The sequence below is a fragment of the Bacillus cereus group sp. BfR-BA-01310 genome (assembly GCF_022664325.1).
GTDB lineage: Bacteria > Bacillota > Bacilli > Bacillales > Bacillaceae_G > Bacillus_A > Bacillus_A paramycoides.
This window is the reverse complement of the sequence record NZ_JAKUHD010000002.1, coordinates 381,326-404,993: the sequence shown is the minus strand read 5'-3', so window position 1 is coordinate 404,993 and position 23,668 is coordinate 381,326. Positions and strand designations below refer to the sequence as shown.

The following is a 23,668-nucleotide window of genomic DNA, read 5'->3' as shown; positions in this document are numbered from 1 at the left end:
ATACAATACTCCGCAAATATAGAAAGGGTGTTACAAATGACGAGATTAAAACAAGTTTTTGGTATTATTATTAGTTTTTTTGTTTTTTGGTTTAGTATGCTCGGTGTACAAATGTTTGCTGAGTTTTTAGATATTGAGTCATTAAAATTTGTTGCAGGAAAATCTGAGGCGGCACGTGCGTTTTATTCACCGTATCCATTTTTAATTGTTTTCCTTATCACATTACTTTCTTTATATTTCTTTGTTATAAAGCTTGGTAAATCGAAAAAAGAGAAATTACCTGCATTAGAGGAGAAGAACGAAGAATTGCAGTGAAAAAATCCCCCGCTAAAAAGCGGGGGATTTTATGTTTGGATGATGGAAGTGGACGAGCCGCTGCCGCTTTTAAATATATCCAGCTTCAGTGGCTAGAATGGTCGGTGGCTTCGCGTCTTCCTACGAGGCAAAAAGCGCCTCTACGTCAGAAGCTCCATCCTCCTCCCATTCTGAACGAGCCGCTGCCGCTTTTAAATATATCCAGTTCCAGTGGCTAGCTCTTCGCATCTAAGAACCTCCGCTACTCAAGGCAAAAAGCACCTTTTGTGCGAGAAGACCTTAGCTGGTCAGAGCTAATCGGGCCCCTGCCACTTTTAAAGTGGCCTTACTAATTCAAATTGTTCTCCTAGTTTTGCGTAGTTGTGTCCTGCTAGGCGGCTTACTGGTTTTAGTTCTTCGGCGTGAATGCGGCCGTTTTCGTATAAGTGCTCTGCAACATGGAAACGAACGACGCGACCGATTAGTAAATCACAAGCTGGAGAGTCGTCGGTTCCGCCGAGCGGTATAGCGCGTTCTAATATGCATTCCATTCGAATGTTTGCTTCTTTCACCCCTGGTACAGAAATGACATCGCTGTCGATAGGTGTTAGTTTTGCTAATTTGATTTCACTTTCATCAGGAGGTAGGTTGGCTGCTGTTTCGTTGATCGCTTCTATGTAAGATTCATCAGAAATATGTACGACAAATTCCCCTTTTTCTATTGCGTTTCGGGAAGTGTCTTTCGGTTTTCCTTCTTTTCGTTGTACCGAAACCGAGATAAGTGGTGGATTGGCAGCAACGATATTGAAATAACTATATGGTGCGCCGTTTAATACGCCATCTTTAGTTACAGAAGTAACGAATGCAACAGGCCGCGGAATAATACTTCCCGTTAATAATTTATAATTATCTTTTTCGGTTTGTTCGTTTGGGTTAATGGATAACATGTTCGTAATCCCCTTTCTAAATATGAATGCTTATTGTTTGTTTACAAGATAGCAGGGGGAAACTCCTGCTGAAAATAATATTTTGTTACATAAAAAGAACTTACTTCAATCGTAATGAAGTAAGTTCCGTTTAAAGAATCTTGAAATCGAGATAAAAATTAAAGTAAAACGTATGCACCAGGTCCGATTAAAGCCACACCAACAGCAACAGCGATTAACATTAAATTGTATTCAAATCCGTCTTGTGTTACCCAGTAACCATTTTTTCCATGAACAGTGAAGATTGCCATTAACATTGTTCCGACGATAAATAATGAACCAATTGCAGTGAAAATACCTGATGCAAATAAGAATCCACCTAGTAATTCAGTTGCGCCAGCCATAAAGGCCATAAATACACCAGGGCGTAAACCGATTGATTCCATCCAGCCACCTGTTCCTTTCAAACCGTAACCGCCAAACCAACCAAATAATTTTTGGGCACCATGACCCATGAATGTAATTCCTATAATAAGACGAATAATAAGAAGACCGATATCCATCATTTTAAAACCCCCTAAAAGTTATTTACTTATCTTATGTAAGTAATAATAAAATAGTTACTTACTTTAGTCAAGTGAATTTCAACAAAAAAACGAAAAAAATTTTACAAATTAACAACAAAAGATAAAATGTAGTAAAGACCTCTAGACAGGCGAGCGAAAAAAAGAGAAAATATAAGTAGAAGTTAACTTTCTTATTGCTATTCAGACAATCAGAATTGACTGGAATTTTGCAAAGAGCTACAATAAGAGTCTATTAGTAATGACGTAATTTATTTCGAAAGCGTTTTTACAGTATAACTTTCGAGGTATGAAGTCTTACATGTATCCGATCTTTAATAGAGATTGCCCTATAAACTTTAGGTAAATTATAAGGAGGACTATCCTATGTTTAAAAAATTATTCGGTTTTGGTTCAAAAACAAATGAAGAAACAATCGTAGCTCCATTAACTGGAGCAGTGAAAAATATTGAAGAAGTACCAGATCCAGTATTCGCTGGTCGTATGATGGGTGACGGTGTTGCAATCGATCCTACTGAAGGTGTAGTTGTATCTCCAGTTGATGGTGAAATCGTACAATTATTCCACACAAAACATGCTATTGGAATTAAAACAAAGAATGGTACAGAAATTTTAATTCACGTTGGATTAGAAACTGTTAAAATGGAAGGCGAAGGTTTCGAAGCTCACGTTTCTGAAGGACAAGCTGTAAAAGCTGGAGATAAGTTAATCTCATTCGACTTAGAATTAATCCGTGAAAAAGCGAAGAGCACAATTACTCCAATCGTTATTACAAACACAGATGCAACTGAGTCTATTAAGACAACTGTAGGTGTAACAGCTACAAAAGGATCAACAGAAGTAATGAAAGTTACAATGAAATAATTATTGTATAGAAGGAATCCGTTTCATATGAAATGGATTCCTTTTTTTGTTTTGTAGTATGTTCATTATGTATGTTAAAATACTCTAGGCACTTGGAAATAGGGTTTCACATATATGTGGATAAGGCGCATTTTTCTTAGAAAAAATATAAGAAAAATGCGCTTTTTGTATATTCACATTTCTTTTGTTCTATTCTAATGTACGTTATGATAAATGGTAGGAAACAGGAGAGAAGGGGTGGGTTTAGATGAAACGAGTGTTATTTGTTTGCACTGGAAATACATGCCGTAGTCCGATGGCTGAGGCTTTGCTTCGTCATTATGGAGAAGGGAAATTTGAAGTGCAATCGGCTGGTGTTTTCGCCTATCCTGGAAGCGATGCATCGATACATGCGAAGGAAGCTTTAGCTGAAAAAGGAATTTCAATAGATCATGCTTCGCAGCAGGTGAACGAAACTTTGCTTGATTGGGCGGATATTGTAGTAACGATGACGGAAAATCATAAGCAAATTGTATTTGGGCATTATCCGAGTGTTGAAAAGAAATTGGATACATTATATGGATTAACTGAGGGAATAAGTAAGGATATTTCAGATCCATTTGGAGGATCACTTTCTATTTATAAAGAAACGTTAGAAGAGATGGAAAAACTTGTACAAACTTTACTGAAAAAACATTCAGAAGGTTGATGTTTCGTGTATAATACGATATTGGAGATCACTTTGTTCCATTAAGGTAGCGAGTGTGAAATGAAGATAATTGATTGAAACTTTGGAGGGGTAAAAATGAAAGTAGTAGTAGCATCTGATCACGGCGGTATGAATATCCGTAAAGAACTTGTAAGTTTATTAGAAGAGTTAAATATTGAATATATTGATTTAGGTTGTGAATGTGAAGCTGGTTCTGTTGATTACCCTGATTTTGCGTTTCCAGCAGCAGAAATGGTAGCGAATGGTGAAGTAGATCGCGGCATTTTAGTTTGCGGGACAGGCATTGGTATGTCGATCGCAGCAAACAAAGTAAATGGTATTCGTTGTGCGTTAGTTCACGATACTTTCAGCGCGAAAGCAACGAGAGAGCATAATGACAGCAACATGTTAGCAATGGGCGAGCGTGTAATTGGAGCTGGCCTAGCGCGTGATATCGCAAAAATTTGGTTAACAACTGAGTATGAAGGTGGCCGTCACGAAAACCGCGTAGGAAAAATTAAAACGTACGAAACAAAGTAATAGATTCTAACTATACGTAGTATGAAATATAATTTGGTGAACCAACCTGTGAAAGGAAGAGGCGTAATGACAGAAATCGTAAAGGTAAGAGAACAGCTACAAATATCGCTTTCTGATTTCCAAGAACAAGCTTCGTTACAAAGTGGTCAAATTTTTGTAGTGGGGTGTAGCACGAGCGAAGTGCTAGGTGAAAGAATTGGGACATCAGGAACGATGGAAGTGGCAGAGGCGATTTTTTCTGAATTAAAACAATTTCAAGAGCGAACAGGTATTGAATTGGCTTTTCAATGTTGCGAGCATTTAAATCGTGCTTTAGTAGTTGAGAAAGAGGTAGCGATAAAATATCAATTTGAAATTGTAACAGTTACGCCTGTTAGATCAGCAGGTGGTGCATTAGCGACGTATGCGTATCACAACTTTAAAGATCCGGTAGTAATTGAGTTTATTAAAGCAGATGCAGGAATGGATATTGGAGATACATTTATTGGTATGCATTTAAAGCATGTAGCTGTTCCGGTTCGTACAAGTGTGAAGGAAATAGGGAGTGCGCATGTAACGATGGCAAAAACACGTGGGAAACTAATTGGTGGAGCACGTGCCGTCTATGCGGCAAACGAAGAAACTATGACGTGTCGTTGAAGAGAAAAATAGAAAGTCATCTAAATACTTTATATCGTAAGATAAAAGGTATGTAGTCTGACCTTATAATAGAAGAAAGAAAAGACCGATTTCGGTCTTTTTTTTTCTTTTATGATATAGAAAGTCGTGTTAGAATGTAGTTGAAAACATGAAGGTTCGAAAGAATTACAACCTGAATTTTCGTTTTTTCTGAATAAAACAAGAAAAAACTATTGGGAATCGATGTAATTCGTTCAGAAAAGGGGGATTTTGGTGGATCATTTAAAACGTCAAGATGAAAAGGTATTTGCTGCAATTGAGGCAGAACTAGGAAGACAGCGTTCAAAGATTGAGTTAATTGCTTCGGAAAACTTCGTAAGTGAAGCAGTAATGGAGGCGCAAGGTTCTGTTTTAACGAATAAGTATGCTGAAGGATATCCTGGAAAACGTTACTATGGTGGCTGTGAACACGTAGACGTAGTAGAAGATATCGCACGTGATCGCGTGAAAGAAATTTTTGGCGCTGAGCACGTAAATGTTCAACCACATTCTGGTGCACAAGCGAACATGGCAGTATACTTCACGATTTTAGAGCAAGGCGATACAGTACTTGGTATGAATTTATCTCATGGTGGTCACTTAACACACGGAAGCCCTGTTAACTTCAGTGGAGTACAATATAATTTCGTAGAATATGGCGTGGATGCTGAATCTCACCGTATTAATTACGATGATGTATTAGCAAAAGCGAAAGAACATAAACCAAAATTAATCGTTGCAGGTGCAAGTGCATACCCTCGTGTTATCGATTTCAAACGATTCCGTGAGATTGCAGATGAAGTGGGCGCATACTTAATGGTTGATATGGCACATATCGCTGGTTTAGTAGCAGCTGGTTTACATCCAAACCCAGTACCACATGCACACTTCGTTACAACAACAACACATAAAACATTACGCGGCCCACGTGGTGGTATGATTTTATGTGAAGAGCAATTTGCAAAACAAATTGATAAATCAATCTTCCCTGGTATTCAAGGTGGCCCACTTATGCACGTAATTGCTGCAAAAGCTGTTGCATTTGGTGAAACACTACAAGATGATTTTAAAACATATGCACAAAATATTATCAACAATGCGAACCGCTTAGCTGAAGGCCTTCAAAAAGAAGGACTTACACTTGTTTCTGGTGGAACAGACAATCATTTAATCTTGATCGATGTTCGTAACTTAGAAATTACAGGTAAGGTAGCCGAGCACGTATTAGATGAAGTTGGTATTACAGTAAACAAAAATACAATTCCATTTGAAACAGCAAGCCCATTTGTAACAAGCGGCGTACGTATCGGTACGGCAGCTGTAACATCTCGTGGTTTCGGTTTAGAAGAAATGGATGAGATTGCAGCAATTATTGCTCATACATTAAAAAATCATGAGAATGAAGCTGCATTAGAAGAAGCACGTAAACGTGTAGAGGCGTTAACGAGCAAATTCCCAATGTACACAGATCTATAATAGATTGAAAAAGACTGCTGAGACATAATTGTTTTGGCAGTCTTTTTTTGAGAACATATATTGTTTTTAAAGTATGTATACAAATGATGAATAAATTTTGGCGATATAATGAAGGATACAGCTCCCATAATTGGTAAAGATACTAGATAGATTCATTCTAATTCACGATTTTACCAAATTTGCCCTTGAATATTAGTAGCGTTTTCTTTACAATCGTAAATAGTGCAAAAAAGCGTGTGAAAACGCATGAATATCATCTAAAGGAGAGATTCACATGGGAAAACTGTATGTATTTGATCACCCGTTAATTCAACATAAGATTACATATATTCGCGATAAGAATACAGGTACGAAAGATTTTCGTGAATTAGTGGACGAAGTAGCAAGCTTAATGGCTTTCGAAATTACTCGCGACCTTCCACTTAAGGACATTGAAATTGAAACACCTGTAAGCAAAGCAACAACAAAAGTGATCGCTGGTAAAAAACTTGGTTTAATTCCGATTTTACGTGCAGGTTTAGGAATGGTTGATGGAATTCTGAAATTAATTCCAGCAGCAAAAGTAGGACACGTTGGTTTATACCGTGACCCTAAAACATTGCAACCGGTAGAATACTATGTGAAACTTCCAACGGATGTAGAAGAGCGTGACTTTATCGTACTAGATCCGATGTTAGCTACAGGTGGTTCTGCAGCTGAAGCAATTAATTCTCTGAAAAAGCGCGGTGCGAAACAAATTAAATTAATGTGTATCGTAGCTGCTCCAGAAGGAGTAAAGGTAGTACAAGAAGAGCATCCTGATGTTGATATTTATGTAGCAGCATTAGATGAAAAATTAAATGACCATGGTTATGTAGTTCCAGGCCTTGGTGATGCTGGTGACCGTTTATTCGGAACGAAGTAAGACAACAGACGAGAGGGGGATTCCCCTCTCGTCTTTTTTTGTACTCCCCAGGGGGCGGGGGAGGGGAGATAAATATACAGCGTATATGCAACATAAGTTGCATATATATATCATATAATATAGAAGTCTTACGTCTAAAGAACACTATATTATGGAAGGAAAGCATTATATCTTAAAAATATAATAGTGACAAAGTTGTGAACATTTTCTTCTATTATAAAGAGAAAACTGCTAGAAATCGCATATCTCTAACCAGTATTTAGAAGGGGAACGTTTTCATTTTTGGGAGGAAATACCTAATACTCAAATTTTTTGATTTTTTACGATTTCTCGTTGACACTGTTAATACCCTATTGTATGCTAACAACGGGGATAGATGGTAGGGCTTTCAGTGACAAAATTACATCTATTCCGTGACGAAAATGTAAACTTTTTATTTTGTATAGGATTTATGCAAAAAAATGAGTTATTATTAACACATCGTGAATGAGGGTTACATATTGGAGGGATGAATCCTTGCAAAAAAACGATCGCAGCCATATAAAAGCTTATGCTTTAATGTCAGGAATTCTTGCTCAGTTAGTCGGTTCTATTCTTGTTGGAATCTTTGGTGGGCAATGGATTGATAATAAGGTTGGAACGTTTCCATTGTTTCTTATTATAGGGTTATTACTCGGGTTAGGAACAGGGGTATACGCAATGATTCGACTCATTCGACATTACTATTCGGGAGAGCAATGATGATAGACGTACATGGACTTGTCCAAAGACAAAAGAAATATATGTACTACTTGCTTGCGCTTCTAGTGCTAGGATGGGGATTTACCTCTTACAAGGATGTATTTCTTGGGCTGATTATCGGGACGATTTTCAGTTTTCTTAGTTTGCGCATCATTGCACGTAGAACAGACAAGCTACTAGATCGCGTAACAAAGGGAGAAAACGTGAAGTTTAAGGCGACAGCGGTAAGTACATATTCAAGATTCGCCACGATTGGGTTATTAATTTTATTTGCAGCCAAATATCAAGAGTTAATTGCGATGTGGGGCTTAGGTGTAGGATTGCTGACAGGATATCTTGTCATGATCATAGATTTTCTTTATTTAGAGTATAAGAGCAGGGAAGAGAGGTGAATTACTAGTGGAACACGGTAAATTAGTTGAATTTCTAGGTTTAACGTTCGATTTGTCATCAGTTATGATGGTTACTGTAGCAGCAGTTATTGTTTTCTTAATCGCTGTTATCGGAACTCGCAGCTTAGCTCTTCGCCCAACAGGAATGCAAAACTTCATGGAATGGGTGTTTGACTTCGTGAAAGGGATTATCAATAGTACGATGGACTGGAAAACAGGTGGACGTTTCTTAACGCTTGGCGTTACGCTTATCATGTTTATCTTCGTATCGAACTTCCTTGGTTTACCATTCATGTATTCAGCAGTTGAAGCTGGCGAACATATTGCATGGTGGAAATCACCAACGTCTGATCCAGCAGTTACATTAACATTAGCCGTGATGGTAGTTACCCTCACCCATTATTATGGAATTAAGATGAAGGGTACGAAAGAATACGTTAAAGGTTATTTCCAACCTATGAAATTCTTATTCCCATTAAAGGTTATTGAGGAGTTTGCTAACACATTAACGTTAGGTCTTCGTTTATTTGGTAACATTTACGCGGGTGAAATCTTATTAGGATTACTTGCTAAGTTAGGTGGAGCATCGTTCCTTGGTGCATTAGGTGCACTTGTACCGATGTTAGCATGGATGGGATTCAGTGTATTCGTTGGTTCAATCCAGGCATTTATTTTCGTAATGTTAACGATGGTTTATATGGCTCATAAAGTAAGCCACGACCATTAATATAATTTAAGTAAGAAAAAATTAATTTTTTTATAATACAAAGGAGGACAAATTAAATGAGTTTAGGTGTAATCGCAGCTGCAATTGCAATTGGTTTATCAGCATTAGGTGCAGGTATTGGTAACGGTCTTATCGTATCACGTACAATCGAAGGTGTTGCTCGTCAACCAGAATTAAAAGGCGCACTTCAAACAATTATGTTCATCGGGGTTGCTTTAGTTGAGGCACTTCCAATCATCGGTGTAGTTATTGCATTCATCGTAATGAACAAATAAGGGAGACTCCCCTTACATAGATGGCGAAGAGTGTTTTTCCGAACTTTCTTCGCCATTGCTTTATGAACGAAATATATGTCTTTTTTTTCATATAGTCAATTTAGAAATCTCGAAGGGAGTGAATCCTTGTGCCAACTTTATTATTAGGAGCTGCCATTCCGTATGGAACGATTGCTTATACACTATTCGTGTTCCTAGTTTTATTAGTAATGTTACGCAAATTTGCGTGGGGTCCTTTAATGGGCATTATGAAAGAACGTGAAGAGCATGTTACTAATGAAATCGACGCTGCTGAAAGAAGTAATGCAGAAGCGAAAAAATTAGTAGAAGAACAACGTGAAATGTTAAAACAATCACGTGTTGAAGCACAAGAGTTAATCGAAAGAGCGAAAAAACAAGCTGTAGATCAAAAAGATGTTATTGTTGCTGCTGCGAAAGAAGAAGCAGAATCAATTAAAGCATCTGCTGTACAAGAAATTCAACGCGAAAAAGAGCAAGCGATTGCTGCTTTACAAGAACAAGTCGCTTCTTTATCTGTTCAAATTGCTTCTAAAGTAATTGAAAAAGAATTAAAAGAAGAAGATCAAGTGAAGTTAATTCGCGATTATATTAAAGAAGTAGGAGAAGCGCGATGAGCAATGGGATTGTAGCAAAACGTTATGCTGTCGCTCTTTTTAAAATTGCAAAAGAAAAACACGTATTAGAAATGTTTGAAGAGGAATTACGCCTTGTACAAAACGTTTATGTAAAGAACGGAGAACTACATAGCTTTTTAACACAACCGAACATTTCAAAAGAGCAGAAGAAAACGTTTCTTTCAAACGTATTCTCATCTGTTTCTGAATCTATTTTAAATACGTTATACATTTTAATTGATAACAAGCGCATTGATATCTTACCTGAAATTGCAGATGAATATGTTGTTCTTGCTAATGAAGAACGTAACGTAGCGGATGCAACTGTATATTCTATTCGTCTTCTATCAGAAGAAGAGAAGCTTAACATTGCAGAAGTATTTGCAAAGAAAACGGGAAGAGATGCAATTCGCGTGAAAAATGTTGTAGATGAAGATTTACTAGGCGGCATTAAAGTACGTATTGGAAATCGCATTTATGACGGAAGTTTACAAGGAAAATTAGCACGTATTCAGCGTGAATTAATGAAGAATAGATAGGGGTGAAGCACATGAGCATCAGAGCTGAAGAAATTAGCGCACTGATAAAGCAACAAATCGAGAACTACCAGTCTGAAATCGAAGTTAGTGATGTTGGTACAGTTATCCAAGTTGGTGACGGTATCGCGCGTGCTCATGGTCTTGATAACGTTATGGCTGGTGAACTTGTAGAGTTCTCTAACGGCGTTATGGGACTAGCACAAAACTTAGAAGAAAACAACGTAGGTATCATTATCTTAGGACCTTACACAGAAATCCGTGAAGGTGACGAAGTTCGTCGTACTGGTCGCATCATGCAAGTACCAGTAGGAAAAGAACTAATCGGTCGTGTTGTAAACCCATTAGGTCAACCAGTTGATGGTTTAGGCCCAATCAATACAACAAACACTCGTCCAATCGAAAGTCCAGCACCAGGTGTAATGGATCGTAAATCTGTTCATGAGCCACTTCAAACAGGTATTAAAGCGATCGATGCTCTTGTACCAATTGGCCGTGGTCAACGTGAGTTAATCATTGGTGACCGTCAAACAGGTAAAACAGCAGTTGCACTTGATACAATCATTAACCAAAAAGATGAAGATATGATTTGTATCTATGTAGCTATCGGACAAAAAGAATCAACTGTACGTAACGTAGTAGAAACACTACGTAAGCACGGTGCATTAGATTACACAATCGTTGTAACAGCATCAGCTTCTCAACCAGCTCCATTATTATACCTAGCTGCTTATGCTGGTGTAACAATGGGTGAAGAGTTCATGTACAATGGTAAACACGTATTAGTAGTATATGATGACTTATCAAAACAAGCGGCAGCTTACCGTGAGCTTTCATTACTATTACGTCGTCCTCCAGGTCGTGAAGCATATCCAGGGGATGTATTCTACTTACATTCTCGTTTATTAGAGCGTGCAGCAAAATTAAGTGATGCAAGAGGCGGCGGTTCTTTAACTGCACTACCTTTCATCGAAACACAAGCAGGGGACGTATCAGCTTACATCCCAACAAACGTAATTTCTATTACGGACGGACAGATCTTCTTACAATCTGACTTATTCTTCTCTGGTGTACGTCCAGCGATCGATGCAGGTACTTCTGTATCTCGTGTTGGTGGATCTGCTCAGATTAAAGCAATGAGTAAAGTATCAGGTACACTTCGTCTTGATCTTGCATCTTACCGTGAGTTAGAAGCGTTCGCTCAGTTCGGTTCTGACCTTGATAAAGCAACACAAGCGAAATTAAACCGTGGTGCTCGTACAGTTGAAGTATTAAAACAAGGATTACACAAACCGTTACGTGTAGAGAAACAAGTTATCATTCTTTACGCTTTAACACGTGGATTCCTAGATGATATCCCAGTAGTAGATATCACTCGTTTCGAAGAAGAATTCCATGCTTGGTTAGATTCAAATGCAGCTGACTTATTAAGTGAAATCCGCACAACTAAGAAACTTGCGGATGACGACAAATTTGCAGCAGCAATTAACGGATTTAAAAAAGTATTCGTAGCTTCTGAGTAATAAATAAAAGCTCCAGCGGCTCTTTAGGGCCGCTGGAGCTAGATAATATAAAAAGGCATCTCAAGTTTTGAGATTGCTGACGGTTATGTAAAGGAAAAGAGTAGGTGCACCTATTCTTTTCCTTCAATCATGAGCAAGAATATCTTGCAACCTAGATTAGGAAGAGGATTCTTACTAATCGTGCCAACTTCCGGAAAAAAGGTGGTGAAAACCTGTGGCATCTTTACGCGATATAAAAGCGAAGATTAACTCGACAAAGAAAACGAGTCAAATTACGAAAGCGATGGAGATGGTATCTGCATCTAAGTTAAACCGTGCAGAGCAAAATGCTAAATCTTTCGTTCCGTATATGGAAAAGATTCAAGAAGTAGTAGCGAGCATTGCGCAAGGAAGTAAAGGGATTAATCACCCAATGCTAAATGCGCGTCCTGTAAAGCGTACAGGATACATCGTTATTACATCTGATCGCGGACTAGCAGGTGGTTATAACAGTAACGTATTACGTACAGTAAGTAACGTAATTCGTGAACGTCATAATATGGATTCAAACCAATATTCGATTATTGTGCTTGGACGACTAGGACGTGATTATTTAAAACGTCGCGGCTTTAACATTATTGATGAAGTAGTTGGATTATCTGACCACCCATCATTTACTGATATTAAAGATATTGCTTCTCGAGCAATTGCGATGTTCGCAGATGGTGCTTATGATGAGCTGTATATTTACTACAATCATTATGTAAGTAAAATTTCACAAGAAGTAACGGAAAATAAAATTTTACCGCTTACGGATGTGGCGTCTGACAAACCGACGACAGCTTATGAATTCGAACCTTCTGAAGAAGAAATTTTAAAAGTATTATTGCCACAATACGCAGAAAGCTTAGTGTACGGTGCATTACTAGACGGTAAAGCAAGTGAGCACGCGGCGCGTATGACAGCAATGAAGAGTGCTACAGACAACGCAATGGAAGTTATCGATTCACTTACACTTTCATTCAACCGTGCGCGTCAAGCAGCGATTACGCAAGAGATTACGGAAATCGTTGGTGGAGCAGCAGCGTTAGAATAGTAATAAAAAGCGGAAGCGGTTCTTTCAGGAGAACCGCGTAAGCTAAACTAATAAAAATTAAAAGCCGACTTCTCTTAGAAAGCTGGCTAATTAAAAGAAAGCTAGGAGGGAACCCGATGAATAAAGGGCGCGTTACGCAAATCATGGGTCCGGTTGTAGACGTTAAGTTTGATGGCGGAAAGCTACCAGAAATCTACAACGCCCTTACGGTAAAACAAAGCAACGAAAACGGAGCAAACATTAACTTAACATTTGAAGTTGCACTTCATTTAGGTGATGATACAGTTCGTACAGTTGCGATGTCTTCCACAGATGGACTTGTTCGTGGCACAGAAGTAGAGGATACTGGTAAAGCAATCTCTGTACCAGTTGGTGATGTAACACTTGGTCGTGTATTCAACGTATTAGGTGATGCAATTGACTTAGATGGTGAAGTTCCTGCGGATGTACGTCGTGATCCAATTCACCGTCAAGCACCTGCATTCGAAGAATTATCTACTAAAGTAGAAATTCTTGAAACTGGTATTAAAGTAGTAGACTTACTTGCTCCTTACATTAAGGGTGGTAAGATCGGTCTATTCGGTGGTGCCGGTGTAGGTAAAACAGTATTAATTCAGGAATTAATTAACAACATCGCACAAGAACACGGTGGTATCTCTGTATTCGCCGGTGTAGGTGAGCGTACTCGTGAAGGTAACGACTTATACCACGAAATGAGCGATTCTGGCGTAATTAAGAAAACTGCGATGGTATTCGGACAAATGAACGAGCCACCTGGAGCACGTCAACGTGTTGCATTAACAGGTTTAACAATGGCTGAGCATTTCCGTGATGAGCAAGGACAAGACGTACTACTGTTCATCGATAACATCTTCCGTTTCACGCAAGCAGGTTCTGAAGTATCTGCCCTTCTTGGTCGTATGCCATCTGCGGTAGGTTACCAGCCAACACTTGCAACAGAAATGGGTCAATTACAAGAGCGTATTACATCTACAAATAAAGGGTCTATCACGTCTATCCAAGCGGTATATGTACCAGCCGATGACTATACTGACCCAGCACCAGCTACAACGTTCGCTCACTTAGATGCAACAACAAACTTAGAGCGTCGTTTAACACAAATGGGTATTTACCCAGCCGTAGATCCATTAGCATCTACATCTCGTGCACTTTCTCCAGAAATCGTAGGAGAAGAGCATTATGAAGTAGCTCGTCAAGTACAGCAAACTTTACAGCGTTATAAAGAGCTTCAAGATATCATCGCTATCTTAGGTATGGATGAGTTATCTGAAGAAGATAAGTTAGTTGTACATCGTGCTCGTCGTATTCAATTCTTCTTATCACAAAACTTCCACGTAGCGGAGCAGTTTACAGGTCAAAAAGGTTCTTACGTACCTGTAAAAAATACAGTTAGTGGTTTCAAAGAAATTCTAGAAGGAAAATATGATGACCTTCCAGAAGATGCATTCCGTCTTGTTGGTAGCATTGAAGAAGTTATTGAAAACGCGAAGAAAATGATGGCGTAAGGCCTTAGGAGGGACGAATTATGAAGACATTTCCAGTCAGTATTGTAACTCCTGATGGACCGGTTTACGAAAAAGAAGTAGAAATGGTAAGTGTAAAAGCAGAGAGTGGGGAAATGGGGATCTTACCAGGTCACATTCCGACTGTTGCACCATTAAAAATTAGTGCAGTTCGTCTGAAAAATGGTGGACACACTGATTATGTAGCAGTAAGCGGTGGCTTTATCGAAGTTCGTCCAGATAAAGTAACTATATTATCATCATCTGCTGAAGAAGCAAACCATATTGATATCCATCGTGCAAATGAAGCGAAGCGTCGTGCTGAGCAACGTATGCAAGATAAACAAGCACATGTTGACTTTAGACGTGCAGAAATGGCTTTGCAGCGTGCTGTGAACCGTTTAAACGTTTCCGATATGAAGTAAAAAAACGTAAAGGCCTCGCCTTTACGTTTTTTTTATGGATATAAATGAAAAGAACTGCAGGTTAGTTTTTTGTTATGCATAGCTGTGTTCTACTTAAATGCCGAAAATGAATTAAACAGATAGAATAAACTAACAAAATTGGTATAATTATATTATTGCTTGTATAAGTAGATAATATATAACAATTTATATTTTATAAAGGAGATGAATCAATGATCGGTGAAATGAAGCAAGAAGCATTGCACTCTTTAAAGGGAAAATGGGGACTAGGTGTTGGATCAACGATTTTACATTTGATTCTAAGCTATGTTGTTTCAATGGCTGCAATGCTTATACTTTTAATTCCAGGAATTATTATATTTTTCGTAGTTACTATTTTAACTGGTTCAATTGAAGAGGGAACGATGTCAATTGGGGCAGGTATTACATTTGGAATTCTTTATTGCATAATGATGATTTTGAGTAATGCATCTTATGGTATTACATCATACGGTTATACGAATGTGTTGCTACAAATTAGTAAAAGAGACGATGCTAGAGTAGATTATTTATTTGAAGGATTTCGTGGCTTTAAGAGAATGATGAAAACAATGTGGGCTATGCTTGCAATTTTATTATATACAGGTACGTGGATTCCGATGCTATTAATAAGTTTATTCGCGTTTTTTGGTGAGGAAGGGAATGTATCGTTAACAATTGCTTTCTTCGTATTATTAGCTATTTCGGTCGTTGTAATGATTGTGATGTATTTTTCTTATGCGATGACGTATTATGTTATGATTGAAAATCCAGATTATAGCGTTTCACAGGCGATGAAAGAAAGTAAGAACTTTATGAAGGGACATAAGCTAGATCTATTTCTTTTATGGCTTAGCTTCATAGGATGGGCTATTTTAGCGATTTTTACATTTGGAATAGGATTTCTTTGGCTTAGTCCATATATGGGTACAACGACAGCGCATTTTTATCGCTACATTTCAAAAGGTGAATTGCAGTAGGAACGTGCTATACTAATAGAATTATTACGTATAGGAGGCTCTAATTATGATTGGTGATTTAAAAGGAGAAGCACTAGATTCTCTAGAAGGAAAATGGGGATTAGGCGTAGGGGCTACATTACTTATATGGGTTCTTACATCAGCTTTTGGTTTTAGTATTCAGTTTGTTTTTTCGCAAGCGTGGGGCTGGGAAGAAGCGAATAAATCACTTTCGCTAGACATTATTACAATGTTTCTGGTTGGTCCATTGACGCTAGGAGGCTATTATTTAGCGCTACATATCATTCGTGAAAAAGAAGTTCGTATTGGACAGCTATTCAGATGGTTTACAGAAGGTAATAAATTTATAAAGTCATTTTTAGTATATTTGTTGGTCAATATTTATCTTATTTTATGGTCTTTACTTTTCATTATTCCAGGCATTATTAAATCGTTCTCTTATGCGATGACATATTTTATTTTAAATGATCATCCTGAGTATTCAATGAACCAAGCCATTACAGAAAGCCGTCGTATGATGAATGGGCATAAAATGGAGTATTTCATATTATGTTTAAGTTTTATTGGTTGGTTTATATTAAGTGTTATTACAATAGGAATTGGATTCTTATGGTTAACTCCATATTTTTATACAACGAAAGCAGCGTTTTATAAAGAAATTGCAGAAGAATACTATGAGAAAAAAACTCCTGTACTATAAAAGCACCCAGTGTGAATTAATTATTCATACTGGGTGTTTTTTGTAGAAATCTTATAAACTGTTTACTGCCTAACGGTTTACTGAAATAGTAACCTTGCATATATCTACAGTTATTTTTTTGTAAAAATTTAAGTTGTTTTTCTGTTTCAATTCCTTCGGCAACGACAGAGAGGTTTAAAGTGTTTGCAAGAGAGAGAATGGTTGAAACAATGGCCCTTTCCTCGGCCCGATGATCGGCTAGTTGTGTAAATTCTCTTGGCACTTTTAATGTATCGATAGGGAAAATCGACAAATATGCAAGAGAAGAGTACCCGGTACCGAAGTCATCAATAGATGTTTGAATGCCATACTCTTTTAATTGTTTTAGTCTTAATAACGTTTCTTTTTCATCAATCATTGCAATTCGTTCTGTTAATTCAAGTATTACATATTTAGGATCAACACCAACGTCTTTTAGTATGTGTGCAATATTTTCGAGTAACTGATCTTGTTGAAACTCTTTTGCTGATAAGTTAACGCTCATCTTTAAATCTTTGTAGCCAAGGGTCTGCCATAGTTTTAGTTGGCGGCAAGACTCTCGTAACACCCAATGACCGAGCGGTATGACTTGCGGAGTCTCTTCTACAATTGGAACGAATTCACACGGTGAAATTTCACCTAAAAGAGGATGCTTCCAGCGTATTAAAGCTTCGGCACCAATGACCTTATTCGTTGTAATATCAACTTGTGGTTGATAGACGAGAAAGAATTCTTTATTTACTAAAGCGAGTGGTAAATCTTTTTCGATTCGGGCTTTTCGTTCCATTTTTTTATATAGTTCTTTTGTATAAAGCGAGCTACCATTCTTCCCTTTGTTTTTTGCTTCGTACATGGCCATATCAGCATGTTGCAAAATAGACAACGGATCTTCGCCTGCTTCAGGGTATATGGCAATCCCGATACTTGACGAGATTTGTAAATGTTGATTTTCAATTTCGAATGGTTCATTCATAGATACTACAATCATATCAGCTATTTTTTGTACATCTTTATCTTTTTTATAATCTTCTATTAGAATTGTGAACTCATCCCCAGCTAACCGAGCAAGTTTCATATTGGGTGTCGATATTCGTTCTAGCCTTTTTGCTACAGCAATTAAAAGTAGGTCTCCTATTCGATGGCCGAGAGTATCGTTAATAACTTTAAAGCGGTCTAAATCGAGAAACATAACAGCGAAAGGCCTTTTTGATGTTTTTGCTCGTATAATTGCTTTTTCCAATTGTTGATGAAACGAACGGCGATTTGCAAGTTCAGTTAATGTGTCATGATATGCTAGGAAATTAATTTGTTCTTGTTGCTGCTTAGCTTCTGTAATATCTTTAATCATTAAATAAACTCCAGAAATATGTTCCTTTAAAAAGATGGGAACAGCTGTCACATTCAAGTAGTAAATATCTCTATTTTTATGATATGCCCGTATTTCTAAAGAAATAGATTTCCCTTTTTTCACGTGATGAAAGGCAGTAATAATTTCTTCCAAATCTTCTTCATACATAAGTGAGTAGTATGGCTGATTTAATAATTCATTCGTTTGATAACCGAGTAAAGTAGTTCCAGCGTTGTTTACATTAAGAAAATTACCGTATAAATCTAATGTGAAAATTGGGTCTGGATGATGTTCGTATAAAGATTTAAACATTTGCTGATTATGATATAACTCATTTTTTTGTTCTACTAAATCTTCTGTACGTAGTTCAATTTGCTTCTCGAGTTCCGAATTGAACTGCATTTGTGCTAGTAATAATACTTTATTTTGTCTTCGAACTAACATATGGCGTATGAGAACGAAGAAGAAAGTTAACATAAGCCCAATTACTACAATAGGTGCAAAAACGTTTTCGGCTAATATAAAAACAATAAGTGCCACTACAGAAAAATACGGTAACGATAATCGGATTGATTCACCGACTTGAGGCGTTAGTAGTACTTGTTCTTGTTTCTCAGGCTCTTTTGTATGAAGTATACAAGCGATTGCTACCATTACTAAGGTCACTTGATATAACGGAGCAGCGGTGAACATAGAGTATTCTGGTATGAAGTATTTTATATAAGCATAAATAGCGTCCGTAGTAGCATACAAAATTAAAGAACTACTGAGAAGAGCTCCAACCGGTTTTGGTAATAGAGCTAGTGGTCGGAATAAAAGGTTGATTCCTATTAAAAGGAAGAGCAAATCAGCCATTGGATAAGTGAGTTGAACAAATATGTCGATATATGACGTTGTAAAAATATGAATGGTCCGTTCAATGAGCAAATAGTAACTTAAAGTAAATTGAGCTGTAACAATAATGCAAATATCACATATCGTAAAAAGCTGTTCCAATAAGTCTCGGTTATAAATAATTTCATATAGAAAGGCAAATGCAAAACTAATTAAAAATAATAAGTAAAAAAAGTCGGATGGATCAACGAATGTAAAGTAGTCATGCAAAATTAAGCGTTGATAAGTAACTACTATATCACCGATGAAATAAGAGAAGGATCCGATAGTTAATATTATCCAAAACAAACGAGATAACCCTTGTTTTATATTCGAAAAATAAAATATATAACTACAAACTGTAATATCAATTAATATGGTACTTATTCCAGTTAATATTTGAAATGGAAGTGAATATTCATATAAAAAGGACATTGATATGTAATGAATAGCCATATACAACAATGAAATGCTTATAAGAATACTTACATGTGTTTGTTTTTTCATTTATATCACCCACTGTATATACATATAAACCATCTTTTGTATTTTATGTTTTTTAGGATTGTTTGCAAAACATATATCATTTCTATGTTTATTTTACACATTTATAATGAGTTGTAATAATAGATTTTCTTAGTAATTATTAATTGTTGTTTCTGTTCCCAATATATCGACATAGGAATTTGAAGTTTGCTATAATGATTAAAATAGTTGCATTATTTAGAAAAATTTAAAAATAATAAATGATGCAAGTAAGACATATTGTTTACTATGTGAACTTGTTCTTAATTCAGGGGGGAGGGTTTCACAATGGCAAGTGTATATGAAAATAGTTATATGATCGTTTTGATTTTCTTGCTATTAGGTATATTGCTGCCGGTAGTGGCTCTTACATTAGGAAAAATGCTGCGTCCAAATAAACCGAGTGCAGCGAAAGCAACGACGTATGAGAGTGGAATTGAGCCTTTTCATGATGCGAATATTCGGTTTCATGCTCGTTATTATATTTTCGCTTTATTGTTTGTCATCTTTGATGTAGAAACTTTATTTTTATATCCATGGGCTGTTGCATATGACAAGCTTGGCTTATTTGCACTGATTGAAATGCTCATTTTTGTTGTGATGTTGTTGGTTGGATTAGCGTATGCTTGGAAAAAGAAGGTGTTACAATGGTTATAAATTTTGAGGAATTACACCCACAGGAGCGGGCGGAATTAGAAAGGAATATCTTTTTTTCTACATTGGAACAGTTGAAGGGATGGGCGCGGAGCAACTCTTTATGGCCGATGACATTTGGACTGGCATGCTGTGCAATTGAAATGATGGGAGTAGGTTCATCGCATTACGATTTAGATCGATTTGGGTCCTTCTTTCGGACTTCACCAAGGCAATCGGATGTCATGATTGTGTCAGGAACAGTAACAAAGAAAATGGCTCCTATTGTTCGTCGTTTATATGATCAAATGCCTGAGCCGAAGTGGGTAATTGCCATGGGCTCTTGTGCAACAGCTGGTGGTCCGTATGTGAATTCGTATGCTGTTGTGAAGGGTGTAGATCAAATCGTACCAGTTGATGTGTATATTCCAGGATGTCCTCCGAACCCTGCAGCTTTAATTTATGGAATCAATAAATTGAAAGAGAAAATTCGTTACGAGGCGAAGACTGGGAAGCAGGTGACGAATAAATGAGTGATCCAAATAAAGATTTAGAGGATATGAAAAGAGAGGCAGCTAGACATGCGAAAGAGGAGGCCCGAAAACGACTGGCCGCGAAGCATGGCGAGGAAATGTCTAAACTTGAAGGAGAATATCGAGAAAAAGAGAAAGCGCTACCAAAAAATAAGGAGATTGATGTAGAAGAAGCGAAACGTCTAGCCGCAGCAGCCGCAAAAGCGAAAGCAGCGGCATTGGCGAAGCAGAAGAGAGAAGGAAACGAAGAAGTACCCGACGAAGAAAAAGCCAAAGCGAAGGCGAAAGCTGTAGCAGCCGCAAAAGCGAAAGCAGCGGCATTGGCGAAGCAGAAGAGAGAAGGAAGCGAAGAAGTACCAGACGAAGAAAAAGCCAAAGCGAAGGCGAAAGCCGCAGCAGCCGCAAAAGCGAAAGCAGCGGCATTGGCGAAGCAGAAGAGAGAAGGAAGCGAAGAAGTATCGGACGAAGAAAAAGCCAAAGCGAAAGCTGTAGCAGCCGCAAAAGCGAAAGCAGCGGCGTTAGCGAAGCAGAAAGCCTCACAAGGTGATGGGGATTCTGGAGATGAAAAAGCAAAGGCCATTGCAGCAGCGAAGGCGAAAGCGGCTGCAGCTGCAAGAGCAAAGGGAGCTGTAAGTAAGAAGGAAGATGAAGCGAAGCAGGAAGAACCGTCAATTAACCAGCCATATTTAAATCGCTATGTGGAGGTTGTTAAGGAGAAGGTAGGAGAATATGCATTAGCAGATTCCTATATTAATAAGCTTTCAAAAGATGTTCCAACTCTTGTGGTGGAGCCTTCTAAATATTATGAAGTGATGGAATTGCTAAGATTCCATGAGGGACTTGCTTTTGATTATATGTCAGAGCTACATGCGACGGATTTTGTGACACATATGGAAGTGTATGTTCATTTATTTTCATATGGAAAGAAACAGTCAGTAGCGGTGAAGGTAAAGCTGGATAGGGAGGCGCCGCAAGTAGAATCGGTGACGCCACTTTGGAAAGGAGCGGATTGGCCGGAACGTGAAGCATATGATTTGCTCGGTATTATATTTAAAGGTCATCCTAATTTATCTCGCATTTTAATGCCGGATGATTGGGTAGGGTATCCGCTTAGGAAAGATTATGAACCGTATGATGTGGAGGTGTAGCTTATGATCCGTACGGAAGAAATGCTCTTAAATGTAGGGCCGCAGCACCCGAGTACGCATGGTGTGTTTCGGCTTGTAATTAAAATTGACGGGGAAATTATTAAAGAGGCTACACCGGTTATTGGATATTTGCATCGCGGGACAGAAAAGATTGCTGAGAGCCTGCAATATACGCAAATTATCCCGTATACAGATCGAATGGACTATCTATCAGCGATGACGAATAATTACGTCATTTGCCATGCTGTAGAGACGATGATGGGGCTTGAGATTCCAGAGCGTGCTGAATATTTACGGGTGCTTGCGATGGAGCTTGGGCGGGTTGCGAGTCATCTCGTTTGGTGGGGAACGAACCTTCTTGATATAGGAGCAGTTAGTCCATTTCTGTATGCGTTTCGTGAACGAGAAATGATTATTAATTTATTAAATGAATTGTGCGGTGCACGGCTTACTTTCAACTATATGAGGGTCGGCGGCGTGAAGTGGGATGCGCCGGACGGATGGATTGAAAAGGTGAAAGAGTTTGTTCCGTATATGAGAGAGCAATTGGAAGGGTATCACGACCTTGTTAGCGGAAATGAAATTTTCCTAAATCGTGTGAAAGGCGTTGGTATATATAACGCGGAAGAGGCGATTTCATATTCTTTAAGCGGAGCGAATTTGCGGTGTACGGGGGTAAACTGGGATCTTCGCAAAGATGAGCCATACTCTATTTATGATCGTTTTGATTTTAATATTCCTGTTGGGAGCGTGGGTGATGCTTGGGATCGCTACGTTTGCCGGATGGAAGAAATTGAGGAGTCATTAAAAATTATTGAGCAAGCAGCTGAGCAGTTCCCGAAAGATGGAGCCGTCATAGCAAAAGTGCCGAAAATTATTAAAGCACCTAAGGGAGAAGCATTCGTCCGTATAGAATCGCCGCGGGGAGAGATTGGTTGCTATATTGCTAGTGATGGAAAGAAAGAGCCGTACCGCTTGAAATTTCGCAGACCGTCTTTTTATAATTTGCAAATTTTACCGAAGTTATTGAAAGGTGAAAACATCGCCAATTTAATTACGATTTTAGGTGGGGTTGATATTGTACTTGGGGAGGTTGACGGCTAATGATTGAGACGCTCTTACAATCACCTTCAAGCTGGATGAATTTCTTCATTTTTTTCGGATTAGCGGTGCTTCTATTATTTGCAGTCCTTGGCTTCGTTACATACGGTATTTTGGCAGAACGGAAAGTGATGGGATTTATGCAAGGACGGATTGGACCAAACCAAGTTGGGGGCCGATTCGGTTTACTACAAACGGTAGCTGATGTTTTGAAACTATTATTAAAAGAAGATAGCATTCCGAAAGCCGCGGATAAACCGTTGTTTATATTAGCACCTGTTATTGCATTCGCACCAGCATTTATGGTACTTGCGGTTATCCCGTTTACTGATAAATTTCAGTTCGCGGATATTGGAGTAGGGTTACTTTATTACATTGCTGTTTCTGGAATTACGACGATTGGCGTCGTAACCGGGGGATGGGCATCAAATAATAAATATTCCCTTTTAGGAGGGATGCGTGCGGCGGCGCAAATGATTTCTTATGAGATTCCGCTTGTAATGAGTGTGATTGGCGTCGTTTTGTTAGCTGGTAGTCTTAATTTGAATGAAATTGTAGTGGCACAAGAGAAAGTATGGTACATTTTCGCGCAGCCGATCGGTTTCGTTGTTTTCTTAATTGCAGCAGTTGCAGAGTTAAATAGGACACCGTTTGATTTACCGGAAGCTGAGTCAGAACTTGTTTCTGGGTACCATACGGAATACTCAGGGTTTCGCTGGGCATTTTTCATGCTTTCAGAGTATGTATATTTCTTCGGGATGGCATCTTTAATTACAGTACTTTTTTTAGGCGGATGGAACCCAGTTATGTTCCTCGGATTTATTCCAGGTGCTGTATGGTTTGCTTTGAAATTCAGCAGTGTGGTCTTTCTATTAATTTGGTTCCGCGTCACGTTTCCACGTATAAGAGGTGACCAGTTAATGGAGTTTGGCTGGAAAGTATTATTGCCAATCGCGCTTGCAAATATTTTCTTAACGGCATTGATTAAGGAGTTATTCTTCTAATC

General features: G+C 38.2%; 28 protein-coding genes. 25 read left to right on the top strand and 3 right to left on the bottom strand.

What is annotated here, in order from left to right; all coding sequences use genetic code 11:
• Positions 1-36 precede the first annotated feature (36 nt).
• Positions 37-315: a DUF3935 domain-containing protein gene (locus tag MR109_RS07125; RefSeq protein ID WP_002174360.1), complete on the top strand. Its 279-nt coding sequence runs from the start codon at positions 37-39 to the stop codon at positions 313-315.
• Positions 316-629: 314 nt separating this feature from the next.
• Here MR109_RS07125 and MR109_RS07120 read toward each other — a convergent pair whose 3' ends face one another.
• Both MR109_RS07120 and MR109_RS07115 read right to left on the bottom strand, forming a co-directional pair.
• Positions 630-1,241 carry a flavin reductase family protein gene (locus tag MR109_RS07120; protein WP_002174358.1) on the bottom strand — a complete coding sequence of 204 codons (612 nt, stop codon included), beginning with the start codon at positions 1,239-1,241 and terminating at the stop codon, positions 630-632.
• A 158-nt stretch (positions 1,242-1,399) separates the two neighbouring features.
• Entirely contained in the window at positions 1,400-1,786 is a 387-nt protein-coding gene (locus MR109_RS07115; protein ID WP_002174357.1) for a DoxX family protein, read from the bottom strand.
• A 384-nt stretch (positions 1,787-2,170) separates the two neighbouring features.
• Between MR109_RS07115 and MR109_RS07110 the strand changes: the two genes are divergently transcribed.
• The 19 genes from MR109_RS07110 to MR109_RS07020 all read left to right on the top strand — a co-directional run bounded on the left by MR109_RS07110 (position 2,171) and on the right by MR109_RS07020 (position 16,483).
• Entirely contained in the window at positions 2,171-2,668 is a 498-nt protein-coding gene (locus tag MR109_RS07110) for a PTS sugar transporter subunit IIA (RefSeq protein WP_002174356.1), read from the top strand.
• 247 nt (positions 2,669-2,915) lie between these two features.
• The gene (locus MR109_RS07105; RefSeq protein ID WP_098305867.1) at positions 2,916-3,356 is read left to right on the top strand and encodes a low molecular weight protein arginine phosphatase; all 441 of its coding nucleotides are present in this window, start codon (positions 2,916-2,918) and stop codon (positions 3,354-3,356) included.
• Between the two features lie 96 nt (positions 3,357-3,452).
• Positions 3,453-3,896, top strand: a complete 444-nt coding sequence (gene rpiB / locus MR109_RS07100; RefSeq protein ID WP_002174354.1) for a ribose 5-phosphate isomerase B — start codon at positions 3,453-3,455, stop codon at positions 3,894-3,896.
• 21 nt (positions 3,897-3,917) lie between these two features.
• Positions 3,918-4,535, top strand: a complete 618-nt coding sequence (locus MR109_RS07095; protein WP_242271517.1) for a TIGR01440 family protein — start codon at positions 3,918-3,920, stop codon at positions 4,533-4,535.
• 252 nt (positions 4,536-4,787) lie between these two features.
• Entirely contained in the window at positions 4,788-6,029 is a 1,242-nt protein-coding gene (glyA, locus tag MR109_RS07090) for a serine hydroxymethyltransferase (protein WP_002174352.1), read from the top strand.
• A gap of 274 nt (positions 6,030-6,303) precedes the next feature.
• Complete coding sequence (upp, locus tag MR109_RS07085; RefSeq protein ID WP_000517539.1) at positions 6,304-6,933, top strand: uracil phosphoribosyltransferase; 630 nt, start codon at positions 6,304-6,306, stop codon at positions 6,931-6,933.
• 376 nt (positions 6,934-7,309) lie between these two features.
• Positions 7,310-7,423, top strand: coding sequence for a DUF4024 domain-containing protein (locus tag MR109_RS07080; protein ID WP_000232962.1), 114 nt, complete (start codon positions 7,310-7,312; stop codon positions 7,421-7,423).
• Positions 7,424-7,449: 26 nt separating this feature from the next.
• Positions 7,450-7,674 (top strand): AtpZ/AtpI family protein, encoded by a 225-nt coding sequence (locus tag MR109_RS07075; RefSeq protein ID WP_001171223.1) that lies wholly within the window; start codon positions 7,450-7,452, stop codon positions 7,672-7,674.
• Positions 7,674-8,066 carry an ATP synthase subunit I gene (locus MR109_RS07070; protein WP_002174351.1) on the top strand — a complete coding sequence of 131 codons (393 nt, stop codon included), beginning with the start codon at positions 7,674-7,676 and terminating at the stop codon, positions 8,064-8,066. Before MR109_RS07075 ends, MR109_RS07070 begins: the two co-directional genes overlap by 1 nt.
• Positions 8,067-8,073: 7 nt before the next feature.
• On the top strand, positions 8,074-8,793 hold the full coding sequence (gene atpB / locus MR109_RS07065; protein WP_002174350.1) for a F0F1 ATP synthase subunit A: 720 nt from the start codon (positions 8,074-8,076) through the stop codon (positions 8,791-8,793).
• A 56-nt stretch (positions 8,794-8,849) separates the two neighbouring features.
• A complete protein-coding gene (atpE, locus tag MR109_RS07060) occupies positions 8,850-9,068 on the top strand; it encodes a F0F1 ATP synthase subunit C (protein ID WP_000052064.1) in 219 nt (72 codons plus the stop codon).
• Between the two features lie 128 nt (positions 9,069-9,196).
• The gene (gene atpF, locus MR109_RS07055) at positions 9,197-9,703 is read left to right on the top strand and encodes a F0F1 ATP synthase subunit B (protein ID WP_002174349.1); all 507 of its coding nucleotides are present in this window, start codon (positions 9,197-9,199) and stop codon (positions 9,701-9,703) included.
• The gene (gene atpH / locus MR109_RS07050; protein ID WP_242271515.1) at positions 9,700-10,242 is read left to right on the top strand and encodes a F0F1 ATP synthase subunit delta; all 543 of its coding nucleotides are present in this window, start codon (positions 9,700-9,702) and stop codon (positions 10,240-10,242) included. The genes atpF and atpH overlap by 4 nt, the downstream gene beginning before the upstream one ends.
• Positions 10,243-10,253: 11 nt before the next feature.
• Entirely contained in the window at positions 10,254-11,762 is a 1,509-nt protein-coding gene (gene atpA / locus MR109_RS07045) for a F0F1 ATP synthase subunit alpha (protein WP_002174347.1), read from the top strand.
• 214 nt (positions 11,763-11,976) lie between these two features.
• Entirely contained in the window at positions 11,977-12,837 is an 861-nt protein-coding gene (gene atpG, locus MR109_RS07040; RefSeq protein ID WP_242271514.1) for a F0F1 ATP synthase subunit gamma, read from the top strand.
• 116 nt (positions 12,838-12,953) lie between these two features.
• Entirely contained in the window at positions 12,954-14,363 is a 1,410-nt protein-coding gene (gene atpD / locus MR109_RS07035) for a F0F1 ATP synthase subunit beta (RefSeq protein WP_048374855.1), read from the top strand.
• Between the two features lie 20 nt (positions 14,364-14,383).
• Complete coding sequence (atpC, locus tag MR109_RS07030; protein ID WP_098250863.1) at positions 14,384-14,785, top strand: F0F1 ATP synthase subunit epsilon; 402 nt, start codon at positions 14,384-14,386, stop codon at positions 14,783-14,785.
• 212 nt (positions 14,786-14,997) lie between these two features.
• Complete coding sequence (locus MR109_RS07025) at positions 14,998-15,783, top strand: DUF975 family protein (protein ID WP_242271513.1); 786 nt, start codon at positions 14,998-15,000, stop codon at positions 15,781-15,783.
• 46 nt (positions 15,784-15,829) lie between these two features.
• Entirely contained in the window at positions 15,830-16,483 is a 654-nt protein-coding gene (locus MR109_RS07020; RefSeq protein WP_242271510.1) for a DUF975 family protein, read from the top strand.
• A gap of 16 nt (positions 16,484-16,499) precedes the next feature.
• On the opposite strand, the gene MR109_RS07015 is transcribed toward MR109_RS07020, so the two are convergent.
• Entirely contained in the window at positions 16,500-19,229 is a 2,730-nt protein-coding gene (locus tag MR109_RS07015) for a putative bifunctional diguanylate cyclase/phosphodiesterase (RefSeq protein WP_242271509.1), read from the bottom strand.
• A gap of 306 nt (positions 19,230-19,535) precedes the next feature.
• On the opposite strand from MR109_RS07015, the gene nuoA reads away from it, so the two are divergent.
• Genes nuoA through nuoH form a run of 5 tightly spaced genes read left to right on the top strand, consistent with a single transcriptional unit; the run spans position 19,536 to position 23,666 of the window.
• Positions 19,536-19,904 (top strand): NADH-quinone oxidoreductase subunit NuoA, encoded by a 369-nt coding sequence (gene nuoA, locus MR109_RS07010; protein WP_000179270.1) that lies wholly within the window; start codon positions 19,536-19,538, stop codon positions 19,902-19,904.
• Positions 19,895-20,413 carry an NADH-quinone oxidoreductase subunit NuoB gene (nuoB, locus tag MR109_RS07005; RefSeq protein WP_000236333.1) on the top strand — a complete coding sequence of 173 codons (519 nt, stop codon included), beginning with the start codon at positions 19,895-19,897 and terminating at the stop codon, positions 20,411-20,413. Before nuoA ends, nuoB begins: the two co-directional genes overlap by 10 nt.
• Positions 20,410-21,561, top strand: coding sequence for an NADH-quinone oxidoreductase subunit C (locus MR109_RS07000; protein WP_242271508.1), 1,152 nt, complete (start codon positions 20,410-20,412; stop codon positions 21,559-21,561). The genes nuoB and MR109_RS07000 overlap by 4 nt, the downstream gene beginning before the upstream one ends.
• 3 nt (positions 21,562-21,564) lie before the next feature.
• Positions 21,565-22,665 (top strand): NADH-quinone oxidoreductase subunit NuoD, encoded by a 1,101-nt coding sequence (gene nuoD, locus MR109_RS06995; protein ID WP_025147054.1) that lies wholly within the window; start codon positions 21,565-21,567, stop codon positions 22,663-22,665.
• On the top strand, positions 22,665-23,666 hold the full coding sequence (gene nuoH / locus MR109_RS06990; RefSeq protein WP_242271505.1) for an NADH-quinone oxidoreductase subunit NuoH: 1,002 nt from the start codon (positions 22,665-22,667) through the stop codon (positions 23,664-23,666). Before nuoD ends, nuoH begins: the two co-directional genes overlap by 1 nt.
• The last annotated feature ends 2 nt before the right edge of the window (positions 23,667-23,668 follow it).

Excerpts from the sequence above, each read along its gene's own strand:
- atpD (WP_048374855.1), top strand. The coding sequence starts at position 12,954 with ATGAATAAAGGGCGCGTTACGCAAATCATGGGTCCGGTTGTAGACGTT.
- nuoA (WP_000179270.1), top strand. The coding sequence starts at position 19,536 with ATGGCAAGTGTATATGAAAATAGTTATATGATCGTTTTGATTTTCTTG.
- atpC (WP_098250863.1), top strand. The coding sequence starts at position 14,384 with ATGAAGACATTTCCAGTCAGTATTGTAACTCCTGATGGACCGGTTTAC.
- MR109_RS07095 (WP_242271517.1), top strand. The coding sequence starts at position 3,918 with ATGAAATATAATTTGGTGAACCAACCTGTGAAAGGAAGAGGCGTAATG.
- MR109_RS07110 (WP_002174356.1), top strand. The coding sequence starts at position 2,171 with ATGTTTAAAAAATTATTCGGTTTTGGTTCAAAAACAAATGAAGAAACA.
- MR109_RS07020 (WP_242271510.1), top strand. The coding sequence starts at position 15,830 with ATGATTGGTGATTTAAAAGGAGAAGCACTAGATTCTCTAGAAGGAAAA.
- nuoB (WP_000236333.1), top strand. The coding sequence starts at position 19,895 with ATGGTTATAAATTTTGAGGAATTACACCCACAGGAGCGGGCGGAATTA.
- nuoH (WP_242271505.1), top strand. The coding sequence starts at position 22,665 with ATGATTGAGACGCTCTTACAATCACCTTCAAGCTGGATGAATTTCTTC.
- atpH (WP_242271515.1), top strand. The coding sequence starts at position 9,700 with ATGAGCAATGGGATTGTAGCAAAACGTTATGCTGTCGCTCTTTTTAAA.
- MR109_RS07080 (WP_000232962.1), top strand. The coding sequence starts at position 7,310 with ATGGTAGGGCTTTCAGTGACAAAATTACATCTATTCCGTGACGAAAAT.
- upp (WP_000517539.1), top strand. The coding sequence starts at position 6,304 with ATGGGAAAACTGTATGTATTTGATCACCCGTTAATTCAACATAAGATT.
- atpA (WP_002174347.1), top strand. The coding sequence starts at position 10,254 with ATGAGCATCAGAGCTGAAGAAATTAGCGCACTGATAAAGCAACAAATC.
- MR109_RS07025 (WP_242271513.1), top strand. The coding sequence starts at position 14,998 with ATGATCGGTGAAATGAAGCAAGAAGCATTGCACTCTTTAAAGGGAAAA.
- MR109_RS07125 (WP_002174360.1), top strand. The coding sequence starts at position 37 with ATGACGAGATTAAAACAAGTTTTTGGTATTATTATTAGTTTTTTTGTT.
- MR109_RS07070 (WP_002174351.1), top strand. The coding sequence starts at position 7,674 with ATGATAGACGTACATGGACTTGTCCAAAGACAAAAGAAATATATGTAC.
- MR109_RS07120 (WP_002174358.1), bottom strand. The coding sequence starts at position 1,241 with ATGTTATCCATTAACCCAAACGAACAAACCGAAAAAGATAATTATAAA.
- MR109_RS07115 (WP_002174357.1), bottom strand. The coding sequence starts at position 1,786 with ATGATGGATATCGGTCTTCTTATTATTCGTCTTATTATAGGAATTACA.
- rpiB (WP_002174354.1), top strand. The coding sequence starts at position 3,453 with ATGAAAGTAGTAGTAGCATCTGATCACGGCGGTATGAATATCCGTAAA.
- MR109_RS07105 (WP_098305867.1), top strand. The coding sequence starts at position 2,916 with ATGAAACGAGTGTTATTTGTTTGCACTGGAAATACATGCCGTAGTCCG.
- MR109_RS07015 (WP_242271509.1), bottom strand. The coding sequence starts at position 19,229 with ATGAAAAAACAAACACATGTAAGTATTCTTATAAGCATTTCATTGTTG.
- atpE (WP_000052064.1), top strand. The coding sequence starts at position 8,850 with ATGAGTTTAGGTGTAATCGCAGCTGCAATTGCAATTGGTTTATCAGCA.
- MR109_RS07000 (WP_242271508.1), top strand. The coding sequence starts at position 20,410 with ATGAGTGATCCAAATAAAGATTTAGAGGATATGAAAAGAGAGGCAGCT.
- nuoD (WP_025147054.1), top strand. The coding sequence starts at position 21,565 with ATGATCCGTACGGAAGAAATGCTCTTAAATGTAGGGCCGCAGCACCCG.